Raw genomic sequence first — 15,671 nt, 5'->3', positions numbered from 1 at the left:
GTGCGTTACGGGCAGCAAGGGGGGCGTGGAAGATCCCCCGAAGGCCCATGCGAAACTTTTCACATGAGCCTTGTCCGCGCCCCTCGACGCACACTTCTGGCCGCCGGCGCCGCTGCCCTGGCGGCCGCGCTCACGCTGTCGGCGTGCAGTGGCGACTCCAACGGCAAGTCCGGCGGTGGTGGCGACACCAACTTCGTCACCAACACCGGCGGCATCTCCACCGCCGCCAAGGGCAAGCGGGCGCCCGCCCCCGAGCTCTCCGGTGAGGATCTCCAGGGCAAGCCGCTCGATCTCGCCGACTACAAGGGCAAGATCGTCGTCATGAACGTGTGGGGCTCCTGGTGCTCGCCCTGCCGCGGCGAGGCGAAATACCTGGAGAAGGTCGCCAAGGACACCAAGGCCAAGGGCGTGGAGTTCGTGGGGATCAACACCCGTGACAACGAGGTCGGCCCTGCACGCGCCTTCGAGCAGGAATTCGGGGTCAGCTACCCGAGCTTCCACGACCCGATCGGCAAGATGATCCTGAAGTTCCCCAAGGGCAGCCTCAATCCGCAGGCAATTCCCACCACGATGGTCATCGACAGGGACGGGAAGATCGCCGCACGCGCGCTGCGCCCTCTCGACGACAAGATGCTCCGCTCGATGATCGACCCGCTGATCGCGGAGAAGTAGCGTGGGTGAGACGGTCGAGAACGGGGCACTGCTGCTCGCGTTGCCCATCGCCGCGCTGGGAGGCCTCGTCTCCTTCTTCTCCCCGTGCGTACTGCCGCTGGTCCCCGGCTACCTCTCGTATGTGACCGGAGTGACCGGGACCGATCTGGCCGAGGCGAGGAGGGGCCGGATGGCAGCCGGGGCGTCCCTCTTCGTCCTGGGCTTCTCCGCCGTCTTCGTGTCCGGCGGGGCGCTCTTCGGCTTCTTCGGCTGGACCCTGCAGCAGCACCGGGAAGTCCTCACCACGATCCTCGGCGTCCTGATGGTCCTCATGGGGATCTTCTTCATGGGCCTGATGCCATGGCTCACCCAGCGCGAGTTCCGCTTCCACAAGCGGCCGGTGACGGGTCTGGTCGGTGCGCCCGTCCTGGGTGCGCTGTTCGGCATCGGCTGGACGCCGTGCATCGGTCCGACCCTCACGTCCGTCAACGTCCTCGCGGCCGAGCAGGCCAGCGCGGGCCGTGGTGCGCTGCTCACGGCCGCCTACTGCCTCGGGCTCGGTCTGCCGTTCATCCTCGCGGCCGTTGCCTTCAGGAAGGCGCTCGGTGCGTTCGGCTGGGTCAAGCGGCACTATGCCTGGGTGATGCGGATCGGCGGCGGCATGATGATCGTGACCGGTCTGCTGCTGCTCACAGGTGCGTGGGACACCCTCGTGCAGGAGATGCAGGGCTGGACCGAAGGCTTCCAGGTGGGGATCTGATCCATGAGCAAGACCGACACGACCGAGGACAACACCCTCGGCCAGGAGCCGGGCGAGCAGAGTGAGCTCGGCAGGGCGGGGGAGCAGCTCTCCACCGCTCCCCGGGAGCAGGCCGTACCCGGTTCCTTCGGCGGCCCGCGCGCACCCGGCGCCGCCGGTGCGATCGCCTGGGCCGTCCGTGAGACCGTCGGCTGGGTTCGCTGGTTCTGGCGGCAGCTCACCTCGATGCGGGTCGCGCTGATCCTGCTCTTCATGCTCTCGCTCGGCGCGATCCCCGGCTCCCTCGTCCCACAGAACAGCGTGGACGAGATGAAGGTGAGCAGCTGGAAGGCGGAGAACGAGTTCTGGACGCCGGTCTTCGAGAAGCTCCAGCTCTTCGACGTCTACAGCTCCGTGTGGTTCTCCGCGATCTACATCCTGCTGTTCGTTTCGCTCATCGGCTGCATCGTGCCCCGCACCTGGCAGTTCGTCGGTCAGCTGCGCAGCCGTCCACCGGGCGCGCCGAAGCGGCTCACGCGTCTGCCCGTTCACACGACGTGGCGCACGGAGGCGGATCCGGAGACGGTCCGCGAGGCCGCGCTCGCGATGCTGAAGAAGCGCGGGTTCCGCTCGCACGTCGCCGGGGACGCGGTCGCCGCCGAGAAGGGCTACCTCCGCGAGGTGGGCAACCTCCTCTTCCATGTCGCCCTGATCGTGATGCTGGTGGCGTTCGCCGTCGGTCAGCTCTTCAAGTCCGAGGGCGGCAAGCTGATCGTCGAGGGCAGCGGCTTCGCCAACACCCTCACCCAGTACGACGACTTCAAGTCGGGGTCGATGTTCAGCGTCGACGACCTGGCTCCGTTCAGCTTCACACTGGACAGGTTCACCGGTACGTACGAGACGAGCGGTCCGCAGCGAGGCACACCGCGCACCTTCGAAGCCGCCGTGACCTACACCGAGGGCGCCGAGGGCGAGGAGCGCAAGCGCGTCATCAAGGTCAACGAGCCCCTGGAGATCGACGGCTCCAAGGTCTATCTGCTCTCGCACGGTTACGCACCCGTCGTCACCGTCCGGGACGGCCGGGGCAAGATCGTCCATCAGGAGGCCGTACCGGTCCTGCCCATCGACAACAACATCACCTCGACCGGTGTCATCAAGGTGCGGGACGGCTACCGGGACAAGGACGGGAAGAAGGACCAGCTGGGCCTGCCCGCGTTCTTCGTTCCCACCTACGCCGGCAAGGGCCGGGGCCAGATGTTCTCGCAGTTCCCCGGGCTGGTCTTCCCGGCGCTGAACCTCGGCGCCTACCACGGTGATCTTCGGGCCAACGCCGGTCTTCCGCAGAACGTGTACCAGCTGGACACCAGCAAGATGACGCCCTTCAAGGACGCCGAGGGCAATGTGTTCAAGCAGACGCTGCAGCCCGGCGAGACCATGACCCTTCCCGACGGCGCCGGCTCGGTCACCTTCGAGAAGGAGATCAGGGAGTGGGCGAGCTTCAAGATCTCCCAGCAGCCCGGCAACGGTCTCGCCCTGGCCGGCGCCGTCGCAGCGATCGCCGGCCTCGTCGGCTCGCTGTTCATCCAGCGGCGCCGCGTCTGGGTCCGGGCCGTACGGGACGAGTCCACGCCCGGCGGAGTCACGGTCGTCGAGATGGCGGGCCTCGGCCGCAGCGAGTCCGCGAAGCTGCCCGAGGAACTGGCGGATCTCGCCGCCCAGCTCAACGCCCAGGCGCCGACTGCGCCGGATCCCGCGGAAGAACCTGCCGAACCCACCTCCCGAGGGGCTGACCAGTGATCCTCGCCGCCGAAACCAACGAGAGCCTGGCGCAGATCAGCAACTGGCTGATCTATTCGTCGATGGCCGTCTACACCCTGGCCTTCTTCGCCCATATCGCCGAGTGGGTCTTCGGCAGCCGAAGCAAGGTCGGCCGGACCGCGGCCGCGCTCACGGGCGGTCCGCAGGCCCGCGCGGCCACCGCCGCGGGCACCGGCTCGACGGGGGGTGGCACGGCCGTCCTGGAGCGCCCCAAGGTCGTCACCCGGACGGCGGCGGGACAGCGTGACGTTCCGGACGGCCCCGGTGCCGCGGGCAACGACCAGCAGGGCGACATGTACGGTCGCATCGCCGTGTCGCTGACCGCCCTCGCCTTCCTCATCCAGGCGGCGGGTGTCGTCGCCCGGGCCGTCTCGGTTCAGCGGGCGCCCTGGGGCAACATGTACGAGTTCTCCACCACCTTCTCGACGGTGGCGGTCGGCGCGTACCTCGGCTTCCTCCTGGCGAAGAAGAACGTCCGCTGGATCGGGCTCCCCCTGGTCACCACCGTCCTGCTGGACCTGGGCATCGCCGTCACCTGGCTCTACACCGACAGCGACCAGCTCGTCCCAGCGCTGGACTCGTACTGGCTGTGGATCCATGTCTCCACGGCGATCTTCTGCGGTGCGGTCTTCTACCTGGGCGCGGTCGGCACCCTGCTGTACCTCTTCCGGGATTCGTACGAGAACAAGCTGGCGACCGGCGGCAACCCCGGGGCCTTCGCCCGCTCGGTCCTGGAGCGGCTGCCCTCCGCGGCCTCCCTCGACAAGTTCTCGTACCGCGTCAACGCGGCGATCTTCCCGCTCTGGACCTTCACGATCATCGCCGGGGCGATCTGGGCCGGTGACGCGTGGGGACGTTACTGGGGCTGGGACGCCAAGGAAGTCTGGTCCTTCATCACCTGGGTGGCGTACGCGGCGTATCTGCACGCCCGCGCGACCGCGGGCTGGAAGGGCCGCAAGGCGGCGTATGTCGCGCTGATCGCCTTCGCCTGCTTCCTCTTCAACTACTGGGGCGTCAACCTCTTCGTGAACAGCCTGCACTCGTACGCCGGGGTCGAGTGACCCGCACGGGACGGCGGGGCCGGACCGGGCGCCGGGGAAGGCTCGGCCGGGTGGGCGAGAGCCGGTAGCGGGTCCGGCCGGTACGGGCGACGCTGGTGCCATGACCGAAGCGATCCCCCATGGCACCAGCGAGACCCGCGACGGCGAGGACGGCACGGTCCACGTGCTGCACTTCGTGCTGCATCTGCCGCACCCCGTGGTGCGGGTATGGGCCGCCGTCGCCACCCCGGAGGGACTGCCGCAGTGGCTGGCCGCGGCCGATCTGCTGGAGCCGCATCTGGGCGGCCGTGTGACGCTCCGCTGGCTCAACGCGGCGGCGGAGGGCGAGGGGACGGTCGTCTCCGGACAGGTCACGGCCTGGGACATGGAGGCTGTCGCGGAGTACAGCGTGGAGCTGCACGGCCGGATCCGCTTCCACATGGAGCCGGCGCCCGCCGACTCGCTCGCGACCGTGCTGCGCTTCACCAACGAACTCGTCGGCAGCGACGAGCAGCGCCTGGACAATCTGGCCGGCTGGCACCAGCACTTCGAGTACCTCGCGGACGCGCTCGACGGGCGGCCGGCCGACTGGCAGTCCTGGACCTCGGACCGCTTCCGGCAGCTCCGTGCCGAGTACGTCAGCCGGCGGTGATCGCGTCCAGCTGGGCCCGCAGATAGGTGTGCGAGTCGACACCCCGTACGTCAGTACCCGGATCGCACTCGTAGAAGTAGACGAGCGACATCAGTTCCTCGGACGGTGCATCGGCGGGCGGTGGCAGCACCCGATGGCGCCCCGAGCACCAGCGGCCGCCCGTCCAGCGGGCCATCAGATCCCCGATGTTGACGGTCAGCGAGTCCGGCGCCCAGGGAGCGTCCTGCCAGCCGGCCTCGTCCGTGAAGACCTGCAGACCGCCCCTGCCGGTCTGCCGGTCGAGCACGGTGACCGTGCCGAAGTCGGTGTGCGGGCCGATGCGGTACTGGCCCGGCTGCGGCTCACCTACGATGTCCCGGCCCGGATACCAGTTGATGTTGAAGCCCCAGGTCGGATGCCCGGTGTGCCGGGTGAAGAAGTCCTCCGGCTCGCCCAGGGCCACGCCGAGCAGCTCGAGAAGCCGGTCCGAGAGCGTCCGCATCCGGCGCAGATAGGTGTCCACCACCGGTCTGAGCCCCGGCACCTCGCCCGGCCAGGTGTTCGGCAGAAACCACTCCGCGTCGACGGCGGGTACGCCGGTCGGCTCCTCCGCCGCGAAGGACAGCGACTCCTTGAGATCGGGCGGTGTCGCCGTGCCTTCCGCGTAGCCGTTGGCCTCCGCACCGGGGCCCAGCCAGCCGCGCCCGCCCACCCGCACCGCGTACCGCTCCTTCACGGCAGCCGGAAGACGGAAGAAGCCGCGCGCCGTCTCCCGGACCTGCGTCCGCAGCTGCGGGTCGATCCCGTGTCCGGTGACGAGCAGGAAACCGGCGGTCCGCAGCGCGGCGTCGACGGTGTCGGCGGTCCGGGCGCGGGCCTCCTTGTCCCCGGAGAGCCACGGCCCCAGGTCGATCACGGGAATCGCGGGTGCGTCCAACGACGGGGCCGGGGAGCCGCCGGGAACGCGGTCACTCGTCATCGCCGATGTCCTCGCTCCACAGCTCCGGGTGCGCACCGATGAAGTCGCGCATCAGGGTCGTGCATTCGGGGTCGTCCAGGACCACCACCTCCACACCGTGTGCGGCGAGCCAGCCGTGGGCGCCGGGAAAGGTGTTCGCCTCGCCGACGACGACCCGGGAGATCCCGAACTGACGGACCAGCCCCGAGCAGTACCAGCAGGGGGAGAGGGTGGTGACCATCGTCGTGCCGCGGTACGAGCGCCGACGGCCCGCGGCGCGGAAGGCGGCGGTTTCCGCATGGAGCGACGGATCGTCGTCCTGGACCCGGCGGTTGCGGCCACGACCGAGGAGGGAGCCGTCCGGGCCGTACAGCGCGGCTCCGATCGGAATGCCGCCCTCGGCCAGCCCTGCGCGGGCCTCGGCGAGTGCGGTGGCCAGCCAGTGCCGTGTCTGCTCCTGGTCCATGTGCCCACTTTCCTGCGGTGGCGCTTCCGGCGCGAGTCACGGTGGGTCAGAACTGGCCGCCGTCCGTGTCCCCCTTCCGCTTCCGGTCCTTCTCCGGGTCGGTCTCTTCGTCGAGGGACTTCAGGAACTCCGGGTTGTCGTCCGGCGCCACCCAGCCGCCGCGCCGCGCCGGGCGCTGCACGGACCTGTTCTTGCCGACGATCAGCCAGGAGATCGAGCCGACGAGGGGGAAGAGCAGCACAAGGATCGCCCAGAGCGGTTTGGGGATGTACCTGATCTCCTTCTCGTCCGTGGAGATGCAGTCGATGAAGGCATAGATGCTGAGTGCCAGTGGCACCAAGAACATCAGCACCCGGAACATGGGCGTCCCCCTGCGTGCGGAGATCGGGGCCGTGTGAACGGCCCCCGTGACAGCTCCAGCCTAGCGAGTGGCAGATACTGGACGGCATGGCTTACGACGATCTTCGCTCGCTGCTCCGCGCACTGGAGCGCGAGGGCGACCTCAAGCGCATCAAGGCCGAAGTGGACCCGTATCTGGAAGTCGGGGAGATCGTCGACCGGGTCCAGAAGTCCGGCGGCCCCGCGCTCCTCTTCGAGAACGTGCGCGGCTCGTCCATGCCGCTCGCGATGAACGTGTACGGGACGGACCGCCGGCTCCTCAAGGCGCTCGGCCTGAAGTCGTACGACGAGATCAGCGCGAAGATCGGCGGACTCCTGAAGCCGGAACTGCCGCACGGGTTCGTCGGAGTGCGCGAGGCGTTCGGGAAGCTCGGAGCGATGGCGCACGTACCGCCGAGGAAGGTGAAGGACGCCCCGGTGCAGGAGGTCGTCCTGCGCGGTGACGACGTCGATCTGGATCAGCTGCCCGCGCTGTTCACCTGGCCCGAGGACGGCGGGTCGTTCTTCAACCTGGGCCTCACCCACACCAAGGACCCGGACACGGGGATCCGCAATCTCGGGCTGTACCGGCTCCAGCGCCACGACAAGCGCACCATCGGGATGCACTGGCAGATCCACAAGGACAGCCGCAACCACTACCAGGTGGCGGCGCGGCGCGGCGAGAAGCTGCCGGTCGCGATCGCGTTCGGCTGCCCGCCTGCCGTGACGTACGCCTCCACGGCGCCCCTGCCCGGCGACATCGACGAGTACCTCTTCGCCGGCTTCGTCCAGGGCAAGCGGATCGAAATGGTCGACTGCAAGACCGTGCCGCTGCAGGTCCCCGCACAGGCGGAGGTCGTGATCGAGGGCTGGCTGGAGCCGGGGAAGACGCTGCCGGAAGGGCCGTTCGGCGACCACACCGGGTTCTACACGCCGCAGGAGGACTTCCCGGCCCTCACCATCGACTGCGTGACGATGCGCCGGCGTCCGCTGCTCCAGTCGATCGTGGTGGGGCGTCCGCCGACGGAGGACGGGCCGCTGGGCCGTGCCACCGAGCGGTTCTTCCTCCCGCTCCTCAAGATCATCGTGCCGGACATCGTGGACTACCACCTGCCCGAGTCGGGCGGCTTCCACAACTGCGCCATCGTCTCGATCGACAAGAAGTACCCGAAGCACGCGCAGAAGGTCATGCACGCCATCTGGGGTGCCCACATGATGTCGCTGACCAAGCTGATCGTGGTGGTCGACTCCGACTGCGACGTCCACGATCTGCACGAGGTGTCCTGGCGTGCGCTCGGCAACACCGACTACGCCCGCGACCTGACCGTGGTCGAGGGGCCGGTGGATCATCTGGACCACTCCTCGTACCAGCAGTTCTGGGGCGGCAAGGCGGGCATCGACGCGACGAAGAAGTGGCCCGAGGAGGGCTACACCCGGGACGGGGGCTGGCCGAACATGGTGCTCTCCGACCCGGCAACGGCCGCGCTGGTCGACCGCCGTTGGAAGGAGTACGGCCTGTGAGCGCCTCCGCGGCGACGGTACCGGGTCCGGGCCGCACCAAGGCGTTCCTCCGGCTGGTGATGATCGAGCACTCGGTGTTCGCGCTGCCGTTCGCTTACATCGCCTCGCTCACCGCGATGTTCCGGCTCGACCGTCACGTCGACTGGGTCAAGCTGCTGCTCGTCACCGTCGCGATGGTGGGGCTGCGGACCTTCGCGATGGCCTGCAACCGGATCATCGACCGGGAGATCGACGCCCGTAACCCCCGTACGGCCGGGCGGGAGCTGGTCACGGGCGCCGTGTCGGTGCGTTCCGCGTGGACCGGAGCGGTCATCGCGGTCGTGTTCTTCCTGGGGGCCGCGGCACTGCTCAACCCGCTCTGCCTCGCGCTCGCGCCCCTCGCGGTCGTGCCGATGGTGGTCTATCCGTACGGGAAGAGGTTCACCGACTTCCCGCACGCGATCCTCGGCCTCGCCCAGGCGATAGGCCCGGTCGGGGCGTGGATCGCGGTCACCGGGACCTGGTCCTGGGACGCGGTGGTCCTCGGCCTCGCGGTCGGCGTCTGGATCGGCGGCTTCGACCTGATCTTCGCCTGTCAGGACGTCGAGGCCGACCGCGCCCACGGCGTGAAGTCGGTCCCGGCCCGTTTCGGCATCCCGGCTGCGCTGTGGGGCGCACGGGTCTGCCACGCGGTCACGATGGGCCTTCTGGTCTGGTACGGCCTCGCGACCGGAGCGGGCCTGTTCCTCTGGCTCGGTCTGGCGATCGTCGCGGTGGCCTTCGTCTACGAGCACACGATCGTGACGCCGCACGATCTGTCACGGCTGAACCGGGCGTTCTTCACCGTCAACGGCTTCATCGGGATCGCCCTGTTCGTGTGCGCCCTGCTGGATCTGGTCGTTCGGGGTCTGACCCTGTAACCACGGGGCGGCCTCCCGCCATCGGGTGCGTGGACAGGGAGGCCGGCCGTGACAATCCCGGAGACCGAACGACCGAACGACCGAAGGCACGCGCAGCCCAGCCGGTTCGAGGGGCATTGTTCCCGGGCTGCCGGACGGAGATAGCCGAGGGCTGCTCGGCCGCCGGCTGAGCAGCCCTACAAGGCCATGAGCCCGGCCGGGGGCGTCCGGCGGCGCCGTCGGAAGAGGAACGCCGCCGCCACGCCGCCCGCCAGGCCGAAGAGATGGGCCTGCCAGCTGATGCCCGCGTCGTTGGGGAGCGCTCCCCACAGCATCGAGCCGCCGTAGAAAGCGGCGACGAGCAGGCCGACCACCACGTCCAGCGCACTGCGGTCCACGAAGCCACGGACCACCACATAACCGAAGAGGCCGAAGACCACGCCGGACGCGCCCAGCGTGACGGAGCCGGGGGGCGAGGTCAGCCAGACACCCAGACCCGAGGCCACCACGACGGTGAGGACGACCCGGACGAAGCGGCCCATGCCGTCCAGCGCGGCGAGAAAGCCCAGCACGAGCAGCGGGAGGCTGTTGGCGGCGACATGGCCGAAGCCGCCGTGGAGGAAGGCGGCGGGCACGATGTCCCGCAGCTCGGTGACGTCGCGCGGAGTGATGCCGTACGGATCGAGGGCGTGGCCGGTCGCGGTGTCGACGGCCTCCAGTGCCCACAGCAGTGCCACCCAGCCCAGCATCAGCCGGCCGGCCGCCGTCATCCGGCGGGTGCGGCTCCCTTCGGGATGTGTGTCCGTCATCGCTGCCCCCCTGCGATTCCTGTGTCTTCCCCCGAAAACGTCCGGGGCACCTTACCCAGTTCCTCCCTCCGGTGGCCGGATAGGCTCATTGCCATGACTGACGCCAACCGCACCCCCTGGGTCGTCGGGGTCTCCGGGGCCTCGGGCACTCCGTACGCGGCCGCCGTGCTGCGCGGGCTGCTGGACGCGGGCGAGAGCGTGGACCTCGTGGTGTCGCGGGCCTCGCGGCTCACCCTCGTGGACGAGACCGGGATCGCGTTCCGGGACGCGCACTGGCGGGACGACCTGCGGGAGTGGCTGGGGCGGGGCGCCGACGGCAAGCCGGGCACCTTCGACGCGGATGTCACGGACGTACGGCACTGGGCGGCCGGTGATCTCGCTGCCGGGCCGTCCTCGGGCTCCTACCCGGTCAAGGGGATGCTGGTCGTGCCTGCATCCACGGCCTGTGTCGCGGGTGTGGCGCTGGGTCTGTCGAAGGACCTGCTGCAGCGCGCGGCGAGCGTGACGCTGAAGGAGCGGCGGAAGCTGGTGGTCGCGGTGCGGGAGACCCCGCTGAACGGGCAGACCCTCAGGCATCTGGTGTCGCTGGACGAGGCGGGCGCAGTGGTGCTGCCCGCCTCTCCGGCGTTCTACGCGGGAGCGACGCACATCCAGGATCTGGTGGACTTCGTCGCGGGGCGGGTGCTGGACGCGGCAGGGGTGCCGCACCGGCTCTACCGCCGTTGGGAGGGGGAACTGGGGGGTGCCCAGTCCCGCGGTGACTAGGCGGAGGCCTGGCGCTTCCCGGCCGTGCGGTTGGCCGGGCGGGACACCCGGTCGGCACGGTGTGCGGCGGCAGGCTGGTGAGCACGCGAGCGGCTGGCCAGCTCCTGAAGCTGTCGCATGTGGGCGTAGGCCATCTCGATCGTGTACACGGTGAGTGTCATCTCCTGTATGGATCGTCTTTGATCGTTTGAAAGATTCACAGGGTGTCGGCCCTGTGTGCCTTAGATTCTACACGTAAACTTGCGGTATCGCTGAATAATGGAAGGCTCAGGCATATGGACGCCGTGGATAGGCAGCTCATCCAGGCTTTGCGCGAGAACGGCAGGGCTTCGTACGCCGAGCTCGGCCGGCTGGTGGGACTCTCCGGTCCCTCCGTCACCGACCGCATCAACCGCCTGGAGGCGGCGGGCGTCATCACCGGCTACCGGGCGACCGTCGACGCCGCCTCACTCGGTCTCGGCGTCACCGCGCTGATCGGCATCTCGCTCTCCGACGCGGCCGACCACGAGGACGTGGCACGCCGACTGCGCGATCTCGCGGAGATCGAGGACTGCTGGTTCATCGCGGGTGACGACTCGTACATGCTCAAGGTCCGGGCGAGCGACGTCGACGGACTGGAGAAGACGATCCGCCGGCTGTCGGGGACGAAGGGCGTGTCCCGGACGCGTACGACGATCGTGCTCTCCACGAAGTGGGAGAACCGGGTCGGGGAGCTTCCCGAGGAGGAGTGACACGAAGCGCCGAGGGGTCTCCCCGCCTGGAAAGTGCGGGGGAGTACGGTTGGTGGAGCCTCCGGGAGTCCGGGGGCTTTCGCCGGGAGGGCACAGTCCCGGGAAGCACGGTACGTAGACACCTGGGAGGCGGCCGCATGGACGCGGGGCTCAAGCGCGAGCTGGAGGAGAAGGTCCGGGCCGGCGAGCGGCTGAGCCGCGAGGACGGCATCGCCCTCTACGAGTCGGACGACCTGGCATGGCTCGGTGGCCTCGCCCATGAAGTGCGTACGCGCAAGAACGGCGACGTCGTCCACTTCAATGTCAACCGGCACCTCAACATGACGAACGTGTGCACGGCGTCCTGCGCGTACTGCTCGTTCCAGCGGAAGCCGGGCGAGAAGGACGCGTACACCATGCGCATCGAGGAGGCCGTCCGCCTCGCCAAGGCGATGGAGAACGAGAACCTCACCGAGCTGCACATCGTCAACGGGCTCCACCCCAACCTGCCGTGGCGCTACTACCCGCGGTCGCTCAGCGAACTGAAGAAGGCCCTGCCGAACGTCTCGCTGAAGGCGTTCACGGCGACCGAGATCCACCACTTCGAGACGATCTCGGGATTGAGCGCGAGTGAGATCCTCGACGAGCTGATCGACGCCGGACTGGAGTCGCTGACCGGCGGCGGCGCCGAGATCTTCGACTGGGAGGTCCGCCAGCACATCGTGGACCACCGCACGCACTGGGAGGACTGGTCCCGCATCCATCGCCTCGCGCACGAGAAGGGTCTCAAGACCCCGTGCACGATGCTGTACGGGCACATCGAGGAGCCCCGGCACCGCGTCGACCACGTCCTGCGGCTGCGTGAACTCCAGGACGAGACCGGTGGCTTCCAGGTCTTCATCCCGCTGCGCTACCAGCACGACTTCGTGGACGTGAAGGACGGCAAGGTCCGCAACAAGCTCCAGGCGCGCACGACGATGGCGACCGGCGCCGAGGCGCTGAAGACCTTCGCCGTGTCGCGGCTCCTCTTCGACAACGTCCGGCACGTCAAGGTCTTCTGGGTCATGCACGGTGTGCAGACGGCCCAACTGGCGCTGCAGCACGGCGCGGACGACATGGACGGCTCGGTCGTCGAGTACAAGATCACGCATGACGCCGACAACTACGGCACCCCGAACAAGCTCACGCGCGACGACCTGCTGGAACTGATCCGGGACGCGGGCTTCCGCCCGGTCGAGCGGAACACGCGTTACGAGGTCATCCGCGAATACCCGGGACCGGACGGGGACCGCCGCGAGTCCCCCCAGCCGATGCGCGTCTGAACCCCGGGGGCTGTGCCGCGGCCCACGGGCCGCCGACCCGGTGACCGTGCCCCCGGACCCCGGCGCCCTGGGCCCGAACCTGCCGGGTCCGCGCCCCGGCCCGATCCCGGGTCGTGCCCGCGGACTTCGCCGGTGACCGCCCTCCGATCGCCCCCGGGGCCCGGGCGGTGACCGGGGGGATGGGGTGTCCCCGGGGGTTGTTACCGTCGGGGGCATGGCTCTTGCGTTCAGACTCGACCCGCCCGTCGCCCCGGGGCTGCGGGACGGGATCCTGGCGCTCTGGACGGACGTCACCAACGCGGGCGGCGCCGTCGGTTTCGTGCCATCGGTGACGGCGGAGGACATCAGGCCCCAGTGGCTGACGCATCTGGCCGGGATGGCCGAGGGGCACACACGCCTGCTCGTCGGGGTGGACCAGGAAGGGCAGCTCGCCGCCGCCGCGTTCCTCACCCACAACACCCACAGGCTGATGCGGCACTGGGTCTGGCTCTACACCGTGATGATCCACCCGCGGTACCAAGGCCGGGGCTACGGCCGTGAGCTGCTCGACGCCGCCGCGGACGCCGCCCGCACCTTCGACGGCATCGAGGCGATACGGCTCACCTGCCGCGGCGGGACAGGACTGGAACGGTTCTACGCATCGTGCGGCTACAAGGAGGTCGGGCGGGTGCCCGGCGCGATCCGGGTCGCCGACGGGGACGACCGTGACGACATCACGATGCTGCTCCCCCTGAACTGATCGAATCGACACGTGCTTCACTGGTCGGGCAATTCAGTGAAGGGAAAGGGACTGCTGTGTCCGACAGCAAGGCGAGCGCGACCCTCCGGTACACGCTCATGCGTTTCGGTGTCTTCGCCGGCTGCTTCTTCGCCCTCTGGGGACTGGTGTACCTGCGGGTGCTGCCGCGTGGTCTCGGCGACTCCAACCTGCTCTGGGTGCTGGTCCTCGCCATCCTGATCTCCGCACCGCTCAGCTACGTGCTCCTGCGCAAGCAGCGCGACGCGATGTCCGAGCAGATCGCCCCGAAGATCGACCGGGCGAGGTCGCGGCTGGAGGCGAACCGCAACCACGAGGACGGCGCCGTCCAGTAAGCGGAGCGTAAGCTTCCTCACATCCGCACAGTCCGTCCGACGCCCCGGCCAGGAGCACCCGCTCCAAGTCCGGGGCGTCGGTGCGTGCTTGTGCGACAGCTTTGTGTCTCCTTGCCTCAAAGCAGGGCTTTGAGGTTCTCAAAGTTCAAGTGTTAACGTGCTTTCCATGACGACAGCAGTGCGCCCTCGATCAGCCATGAGCACCCCGCTCGTGGCGCGCCTGCACGTCGATCTCTGCCGCTGTATGTCCGCGGTCTGTTGCCGCTCGGTCTGATCCGGCATCACAGCGGCGCCGCCCTGTTCCCCAGGCACGGGCGCCGCACCCCTGTTCCCGTATTCATCTGATACGTCTTCTTCATCTGATACGTCTTCCGGAGTGTGCCCGTGTCCGCGAATTCCGCGACGCCCACCCGCAGCAGCCGCATACCCGCCGTCCCATTCTGGATACAGATCGTCACCGGTCTCGTCCTCGGTGCCCTGCTCGGCTGGCTGGCCCGCAGCCAGGACATCAACTGGCTCCACACGACCCTCGGGCAGGTCGGCGACATCTTCGTCCAGCTGCTGAAGCTGGCGGTCGCCCCGCTCGTCTTCTTCGCGATCCTGGTGTCGATCACCAATCTGCGGAAGGTCAACAACGCTGCCCGGCTCGCCGGACGCACCCTGCTCTGGTTCATGATCACCTCGCTGATCGCGGTCGCGATAGGCCTCACGATCGGTCTGCTCACCAACCCGGGCGCCGGTACCGGTCTCACCCCGAAGGACGGCGAGAAGCCGGAACACGCGGGCTCCTGGATCGACTTCCTGACCGGCATCGTGCCGACCGACGTCATCACACCGTTCACCGAGCTGAATGTCCTTCAGATCGTCTTCATGGCCGCCGTCGCGGGTATCGCCGCACTGAGCCTCGGCGACCGCGCCAAGCCCGTCCTCGCCCTGAGCGAGGCTGTTCTGGAGCTGCTCCAGAAGGCCCTGTGGTGGGTCATCCGCCTCGCCCCGCTCGGCACCGTAGGCCTCATCGGCTATGCGATCGCCGACTACGGCTGGGACCTGATCGGCAAGTACGCGACCTTCACCGCCGATGTGTACATCGGCTGCGCGCTGGTGCTGTTCGGCGTGTACCCGCTGCTTCTCGCGACGGTCGCCAGGGTCAACCCGCTGCAGTTCTTCAAGGGCGCCTGGCCCGCCATCCAGCTTGCCTTCGTCTCCCGCTCCTCGGTCGGCACGATGCCGGTCACCCAGAGGGTCACCGAACGCCTCGGCGTGCCGAAGGAGTACACCTCCTTCGCGGTTCCGTTCGGCGCGACGACCAAGATGGACGGATGCGCCGCGATCTACCCGGCCCTCGCCGCGATCTTCATCGCGCAGATCTTCGGTGTCGAGCTCGGCGTCAAGGAGTATCTGCTGATCGCCTTCGTCTCGGTCGTCGGGTCCGCCGCCACCGCGGGTCTCACCGGCGCGACGGTCATGCTGACCCTGACCCTCTCCACGCTGGGCCTCCCGCTGGAGGGAGTGGGCCTGCTGATGGCGATCGACCCGGTCCTGGACATGGTCCGCACCGCGACGAACGTGGCCGGTCAGGCGCTGGTCCCCGTCGTCGTGGCCGCGCGGGAGAAGATCCTGGACCTCGAGGCGTACAACTCGGCATCGGCTTCGCCGGTCGACGGCGTCGAGGCGCCCGAGTCCGTGGGGCAGCCGGCGGTCCCCGTCGCCGCCTGACCGCGGGGCGTCCGTCCTCCGGCGAGCCGTGGGTGCGGGCCCATGGTGGCGAACCTAGACTTACCAGGACATGCAGAAGGCCCGAACAAGGAGATCTGCACCATGTCCAAGCGTGGCAACAAGCGGCGGGCCCGTAAGAAGAGAAAAGCGAACCACGGCAAGCGCCCCAACAGCTGA

The 15,671-nt window shown here is 68.8% G+C and carries 19 protein-coding genes; 14 read left to right on the top strand and 5 right to left on the bottom strand.

Translation table 11 applies throughout. The features are described 5' to 3' along the window. Positions 1-63 precede the first annotated feature (63 nt). From AC068D_RS17425 to AC068D_RS17405, 5 genes are all read left to right on the top strand, one after another. Positions 64-672, top strand: coding sequence for a TlpA family protein disulfide reductase (locus AC068D_RS17425; RefSeq protein WP_478823870.1), 609 nt, complete (start codon positions 64-66; stop codon positions 670-672). 1 nt (position 673) lies between these two features. Beyond that, positions 674-1,411, top strand: coding sequence for a cytochrome c biogenesis CcdA family protein (locus AC068D_RS17420; RefSeq protein WP_478823869.1), 738 nt, complete (start codon positions 674-676; stop codon positions 1,409-1,411). A 3-nt stretch (positions 1,412-1,414) separates the two neighbouring features. After that, the gene (gene resB, locus AC068D_RS17415; protein WP_478823868.1) at positions 1,415-3,187 is read left to right on the top strand and encodes a cytochrome c biogenesis protein ResB; all 1,773 of its coding nucleotides are present in this window, start codon (positions 1,415-1,417) and stop codon (positions 3,185-3,187) included. Beyond that, complete coding sequence (gene ccsB, locus AC068D_RS17410; RefSeq protein WP_478823867.1) at positions 3,184-4,269, top strand: c-type cytochrome biogenesis protein CcsB; 1,086 nt, start codon at positions 3,184-3,186, stop codon at positions 4,267-4,269. Before resB ends, ccsB begins: the two co-directional genes overlap by 4 nt. Positions 4,270-4,369: 100 nt before the next feature. Next, the gene (locus tag AC068D_RS17405) at positions 4,370-4,900 is read left to right on the top strand and encodes an SRPBCC domain-containing protein (protein WP_478823866.1); all 531 of its coding nucleotides are present in this window, start codon (positions 4,370-4,372) and stop codon (positions 4,898-4,900) included. Here the strand turns inward: AC068D_RS17405 and AC068D_RS17400 are convergent. The 3 genes from AC068D_RS17400 to AC068D_RS17390 are packed head-to-tail and all read right to left on the bottom strand — an operon-like array spanning position 4,887 to position 6,664. Next, positions 4,887-5,858 (bottom strand): isopenicillin N synthase family dioxygenase, encoded by a 972-nt coding sequence (locus tag AC068D_RS17400; protein WP_478823865.1) that lies wholly within the window; start codon positions 5,856-5,858, stop codon positions 4,887-4,889. The two genes, AC068D_RS17405 and AC068D_RS17400, sit on opposite strands and share 14 nt — an antisense overlap. Continuing rightward, positions 5,848-6,303 carry a nucleoside deaminase gene (locus tag AC068D_RS17395; RefSeq protein WP_478823864.1) on the bottom strand — a complete coding sequence of 152 codons (456 nt, stop codon included), beginning with the start codon at positions 6,301-6,303 and terminating at the stop codon, positions 5,848-5,850. The genes AC068D_RS17400 and AC068D_RS17395 overlap by 11 nt, the downstream gene beginning before the upstream one ends. A gap of 46 nt (positions 6,304-6,349) precedes the next feature. Continuing rightward, positions 6,350-6,664 carry a PLD nuclease N-terminal domain-containing protein gene (locus AC068D_RS17390; protein ID WP_478823863.1) on the bottom strand — a complete coding sequence of 105 codons (315 nt, stop codon included), beginning with the start codon at positions 6,662-6,664 and terminating at the stop codon, positions 6,350-6,352. Positions 6,665-6,750: 86 nt separating this feature from the next. On the opposite strand from AC068D_RS17390, the gene AC068D_RS17385 reads away from it, so the two are divergent. Beyond that, positions 6,751-8,202 carry a menaquinone biosynthesis decarboxylase gene (locus tag AC068D_RS17385; RefSeq protein ID WP_478823862.1) on the top strand — a complete coding sequence of 484 codons (1,452 nt, stop codon included), beginning with the start codon at positions 6,751-6,753 and terminating at the stop codon, positions 8,200-8,202. Continuing rightward, on the top strand, positions 8,199-9,101 hold the full coding sequence (gene mqnP, locus AC068D_RS17380) for a menaquinone biosynthesis prenyltransferase MqnP (protein ID WP_478823861.1): 903 nt from the start codon (positions 8,199-8,201) through the stop codon (positions 9,099-9,101). Before AC068D_RS17385 ends, mqnP begins: the two co-directional genes overlap by 4 nt. 176 nt (positions 9,102-9,277) lie before the next feature. Here the strand turns inward: mqnP and AC068D_RS17375 are convergent, their stop codons facing one another. Then, entirely contained in the window at positions 9,278-9,889 is a 612-nt protein-coding gene (locus AC068D_RS17375; protein ID WP_478823860.1) for a rhomboid family intramembrane serine protease, read from the bottom strand. A 93-nt stretch (positions 9,890-9,982) separates the two neighbouring features. On the opposite strand from AC068D_RS17375, the gene AC068D_RS17370 reads away from it, so the two are divergent. Next, complete coding sequence (locus AC068D_RS17370) at positions 9,983-10,654, top strand: UbiX family flavin prenyltransferase (RefSeq protein WP_478823859.1); 672 nt, start codon at positions 9,983-9,985, stop codon at positions 10,652-10,654. Here the strand turns inward: AC068D_RS17370 and AC068D_RS17365 are convergent. Continuing rightward, a complete protein-coding gene (locus AC068D_RS17365) occupies positions 10,651-10,815 on the bottom strand; it encodes a hypothetical protein (protein ID WP_478823858.1) in 165 nt (54 codons plus the stop codon). The genes AC068D_RS17370 and AC068D_RS17365 overlap by 4 nt on opposite strands. Positions 10,816-10,929: 114 nt before the next feature. Between AC068D_RS17365 and AC068D_RS17360 the strand changes: the two genes are divergently transcribed. From AC068D_RS17360 to AC068D_RS17335, 6 genes are all read left to right on the top strand, one after another. After that, complete coding sequence (locus AC068D_RS17360; protein ID WP_478823857.1) at positions 10,930-11,385, top strand: Lrp/AsnC family transcriptional regulator; 456 nt, start codon at positions 10,930-10,932, stop codon at positions 11,383-11,385. 137 nt (positions 11,386-11,522) lie between these two features. Further along, on the top strand, positions 11,523-12,686 hold the full coding sequence (gene mqnE / locus AC068D_RS17355; RefSeq protein ID WP_478823856.1) for an aminofutalosine synthase MqnE: 1,164 nt from the start codon (positions 11,523-11,525) through the stop codon (positions 12,684-12,686). Positions 12,687-12,900: 214 nt separating this feature from the next. Then, positions 12,901-13,425, top strand: a complete 525-nt coding sequence (locus tag AC068D_RS17350) for an N-acetyltransferase family protein (protein WP_478823855.1) — start codon at positions 12,901-12,903, stop codon at positions 13,423-13,425. Positions 13,426-13,481: 56 nt separating this feature from the next. Continuing rightward, on the top strand, positions 13,482-13,778 hold the full coding sequence (locus AC068D_RS17345) for a DUF4229 domain-containing protein (protein WP_478823854.1): 297 nt from the start codon (positions 13,482-13,484) through the stop codon (positions 13,776-13,778). 384 nt (positions 13,779-14,162) lie between these two features. Next, positions 14,163-15,494 carry a dicarboxylate/amino acid:cation symporter gene (locus AC068D_RS17340; protein WP_478823853.1) on the top strand — a complete coding sequence of 444 codons (1,332 nt, stop codon included), beginning with the start codon at positions 14,163-14,165 and terminating at the stop codon, positions 15,492-15,494. A gap of 102 nt (positions 15,495-15,596) precedes the next feature. Continuing rightward, a complete protein-coding gene (locus tag AC068D_RS17335; protein ID WP_407077648.1) occupies positions 15,597-15,671 on the top strand; it encodes a 50S ribosomal protein bL37 in 75 nt (24 codons plus the stop codon).

Source organism: Streptomyces sp. NPDC043861, assembly GCF_056435905.1.
Note: the sequence above shows the minus strand (reverse complement) of the source record. Positions and strands in the feature narration are given on the sequence as shown.

What these genes read in the sequence shown, in the direction of transcription:
- AC068D_RS17425 (WP_478823870.1), top strand. Translation starts at nt 64, where the DNA reads ATGAGCCTTGTCCGCGCCCCTCGACGCACACTTCTGGCCGCCGGCGCC.
- resB (WP_478823868.1), top strand. Translation starts at nt 1,415, where the DNA reads ATGAGCAAGACCGACACGACCGAGGACAACACCCTCGGCCAGGAGCCG.
- AC068D_RS17405 (WP_478823866.1), top strand. Translation starts at nt 4,370, where the DNA reads ATGACCGAAGCGATCCCCCATGGCACCAGCGAGACCCGCGACGGCGAG.
- AC068D_RS17400 (WP_478823865.1), bottom strand. Translation starts at nt 5,858, where the DNA reads ATGACGAGTGACCGCGTTCCCGGCGGCTCCCCGGCCCCGTCGTTGGAC.
- AC068D_RS17395 (WP_478823864.1), bottom strand. Translation starts at nt 6,303, where the DNA reads ATGGACCAGGAGCAGACACGGCACTGGCTGGCCACCGCACTCGCCGAG.
- AC068D_RS17390 (WP_478823863.1), bottom strand. Translation starts at nt 6,664, where the DNA reads ATGTTCCGGGTGCTGATGTTCTTGGTGCCACTGGCACTCAGCATCTAT.
- AC068D_RS17385 (WP_478823862.1), top strand. Translation starts at nt 6,751, where the DNA reads ATGGCTTACGACGATCTTCGCTCGCTGCTCCGCGCACTGGAGCGCGAG.
- AC068D_RS17375 (WP_478823860.1), bottom strand. Translation starts at nt 9,889, where the DNA reads ATGACGGACACACATCCCGAAGGGAGCCGCACCCGCCGGATGACGGCG.
- AC068D_RS17370 (WP_478823859.1), top strand. Translation starts at nt 9,983, where the DNA reads ATGACTGACGCCAACCGCACCCCCTGGGTCGTCGGGGTCTCCGGGGCC.
- AC068D_RS17365 (WP_478823858.1), bottom strand. Translation starts at nt 10,815, where the DNA reads ATGACACTCACCGTGTACACGATCGAGATGGCCTACGCCCACATGCGA.
- AC068D_RS17360 (WP_478823857.1), top strand. Translation starts at nt 10,930, where the DNA reads ATGGACGCCGTGGATAGGCAGCTCATCCAGGCTTTGCGCGAGAACGGC.
- mqnE (WP_478823856.1), top strand. Translation starts at nt 11,523, where the DNA reads ATGGACGCGGGGCTCAAGCGCGAGCTGGAGGAGAAGGTCCGGGCCGGC.
- AC068D_RS17350 (WP_478823855.1), top strand. Translation starts at nt 12,901, where the DNA reads ATGGCTCTTGCGTTCAGACTCGACCCGCCCGTCGCCCCGGGGCTGCGG.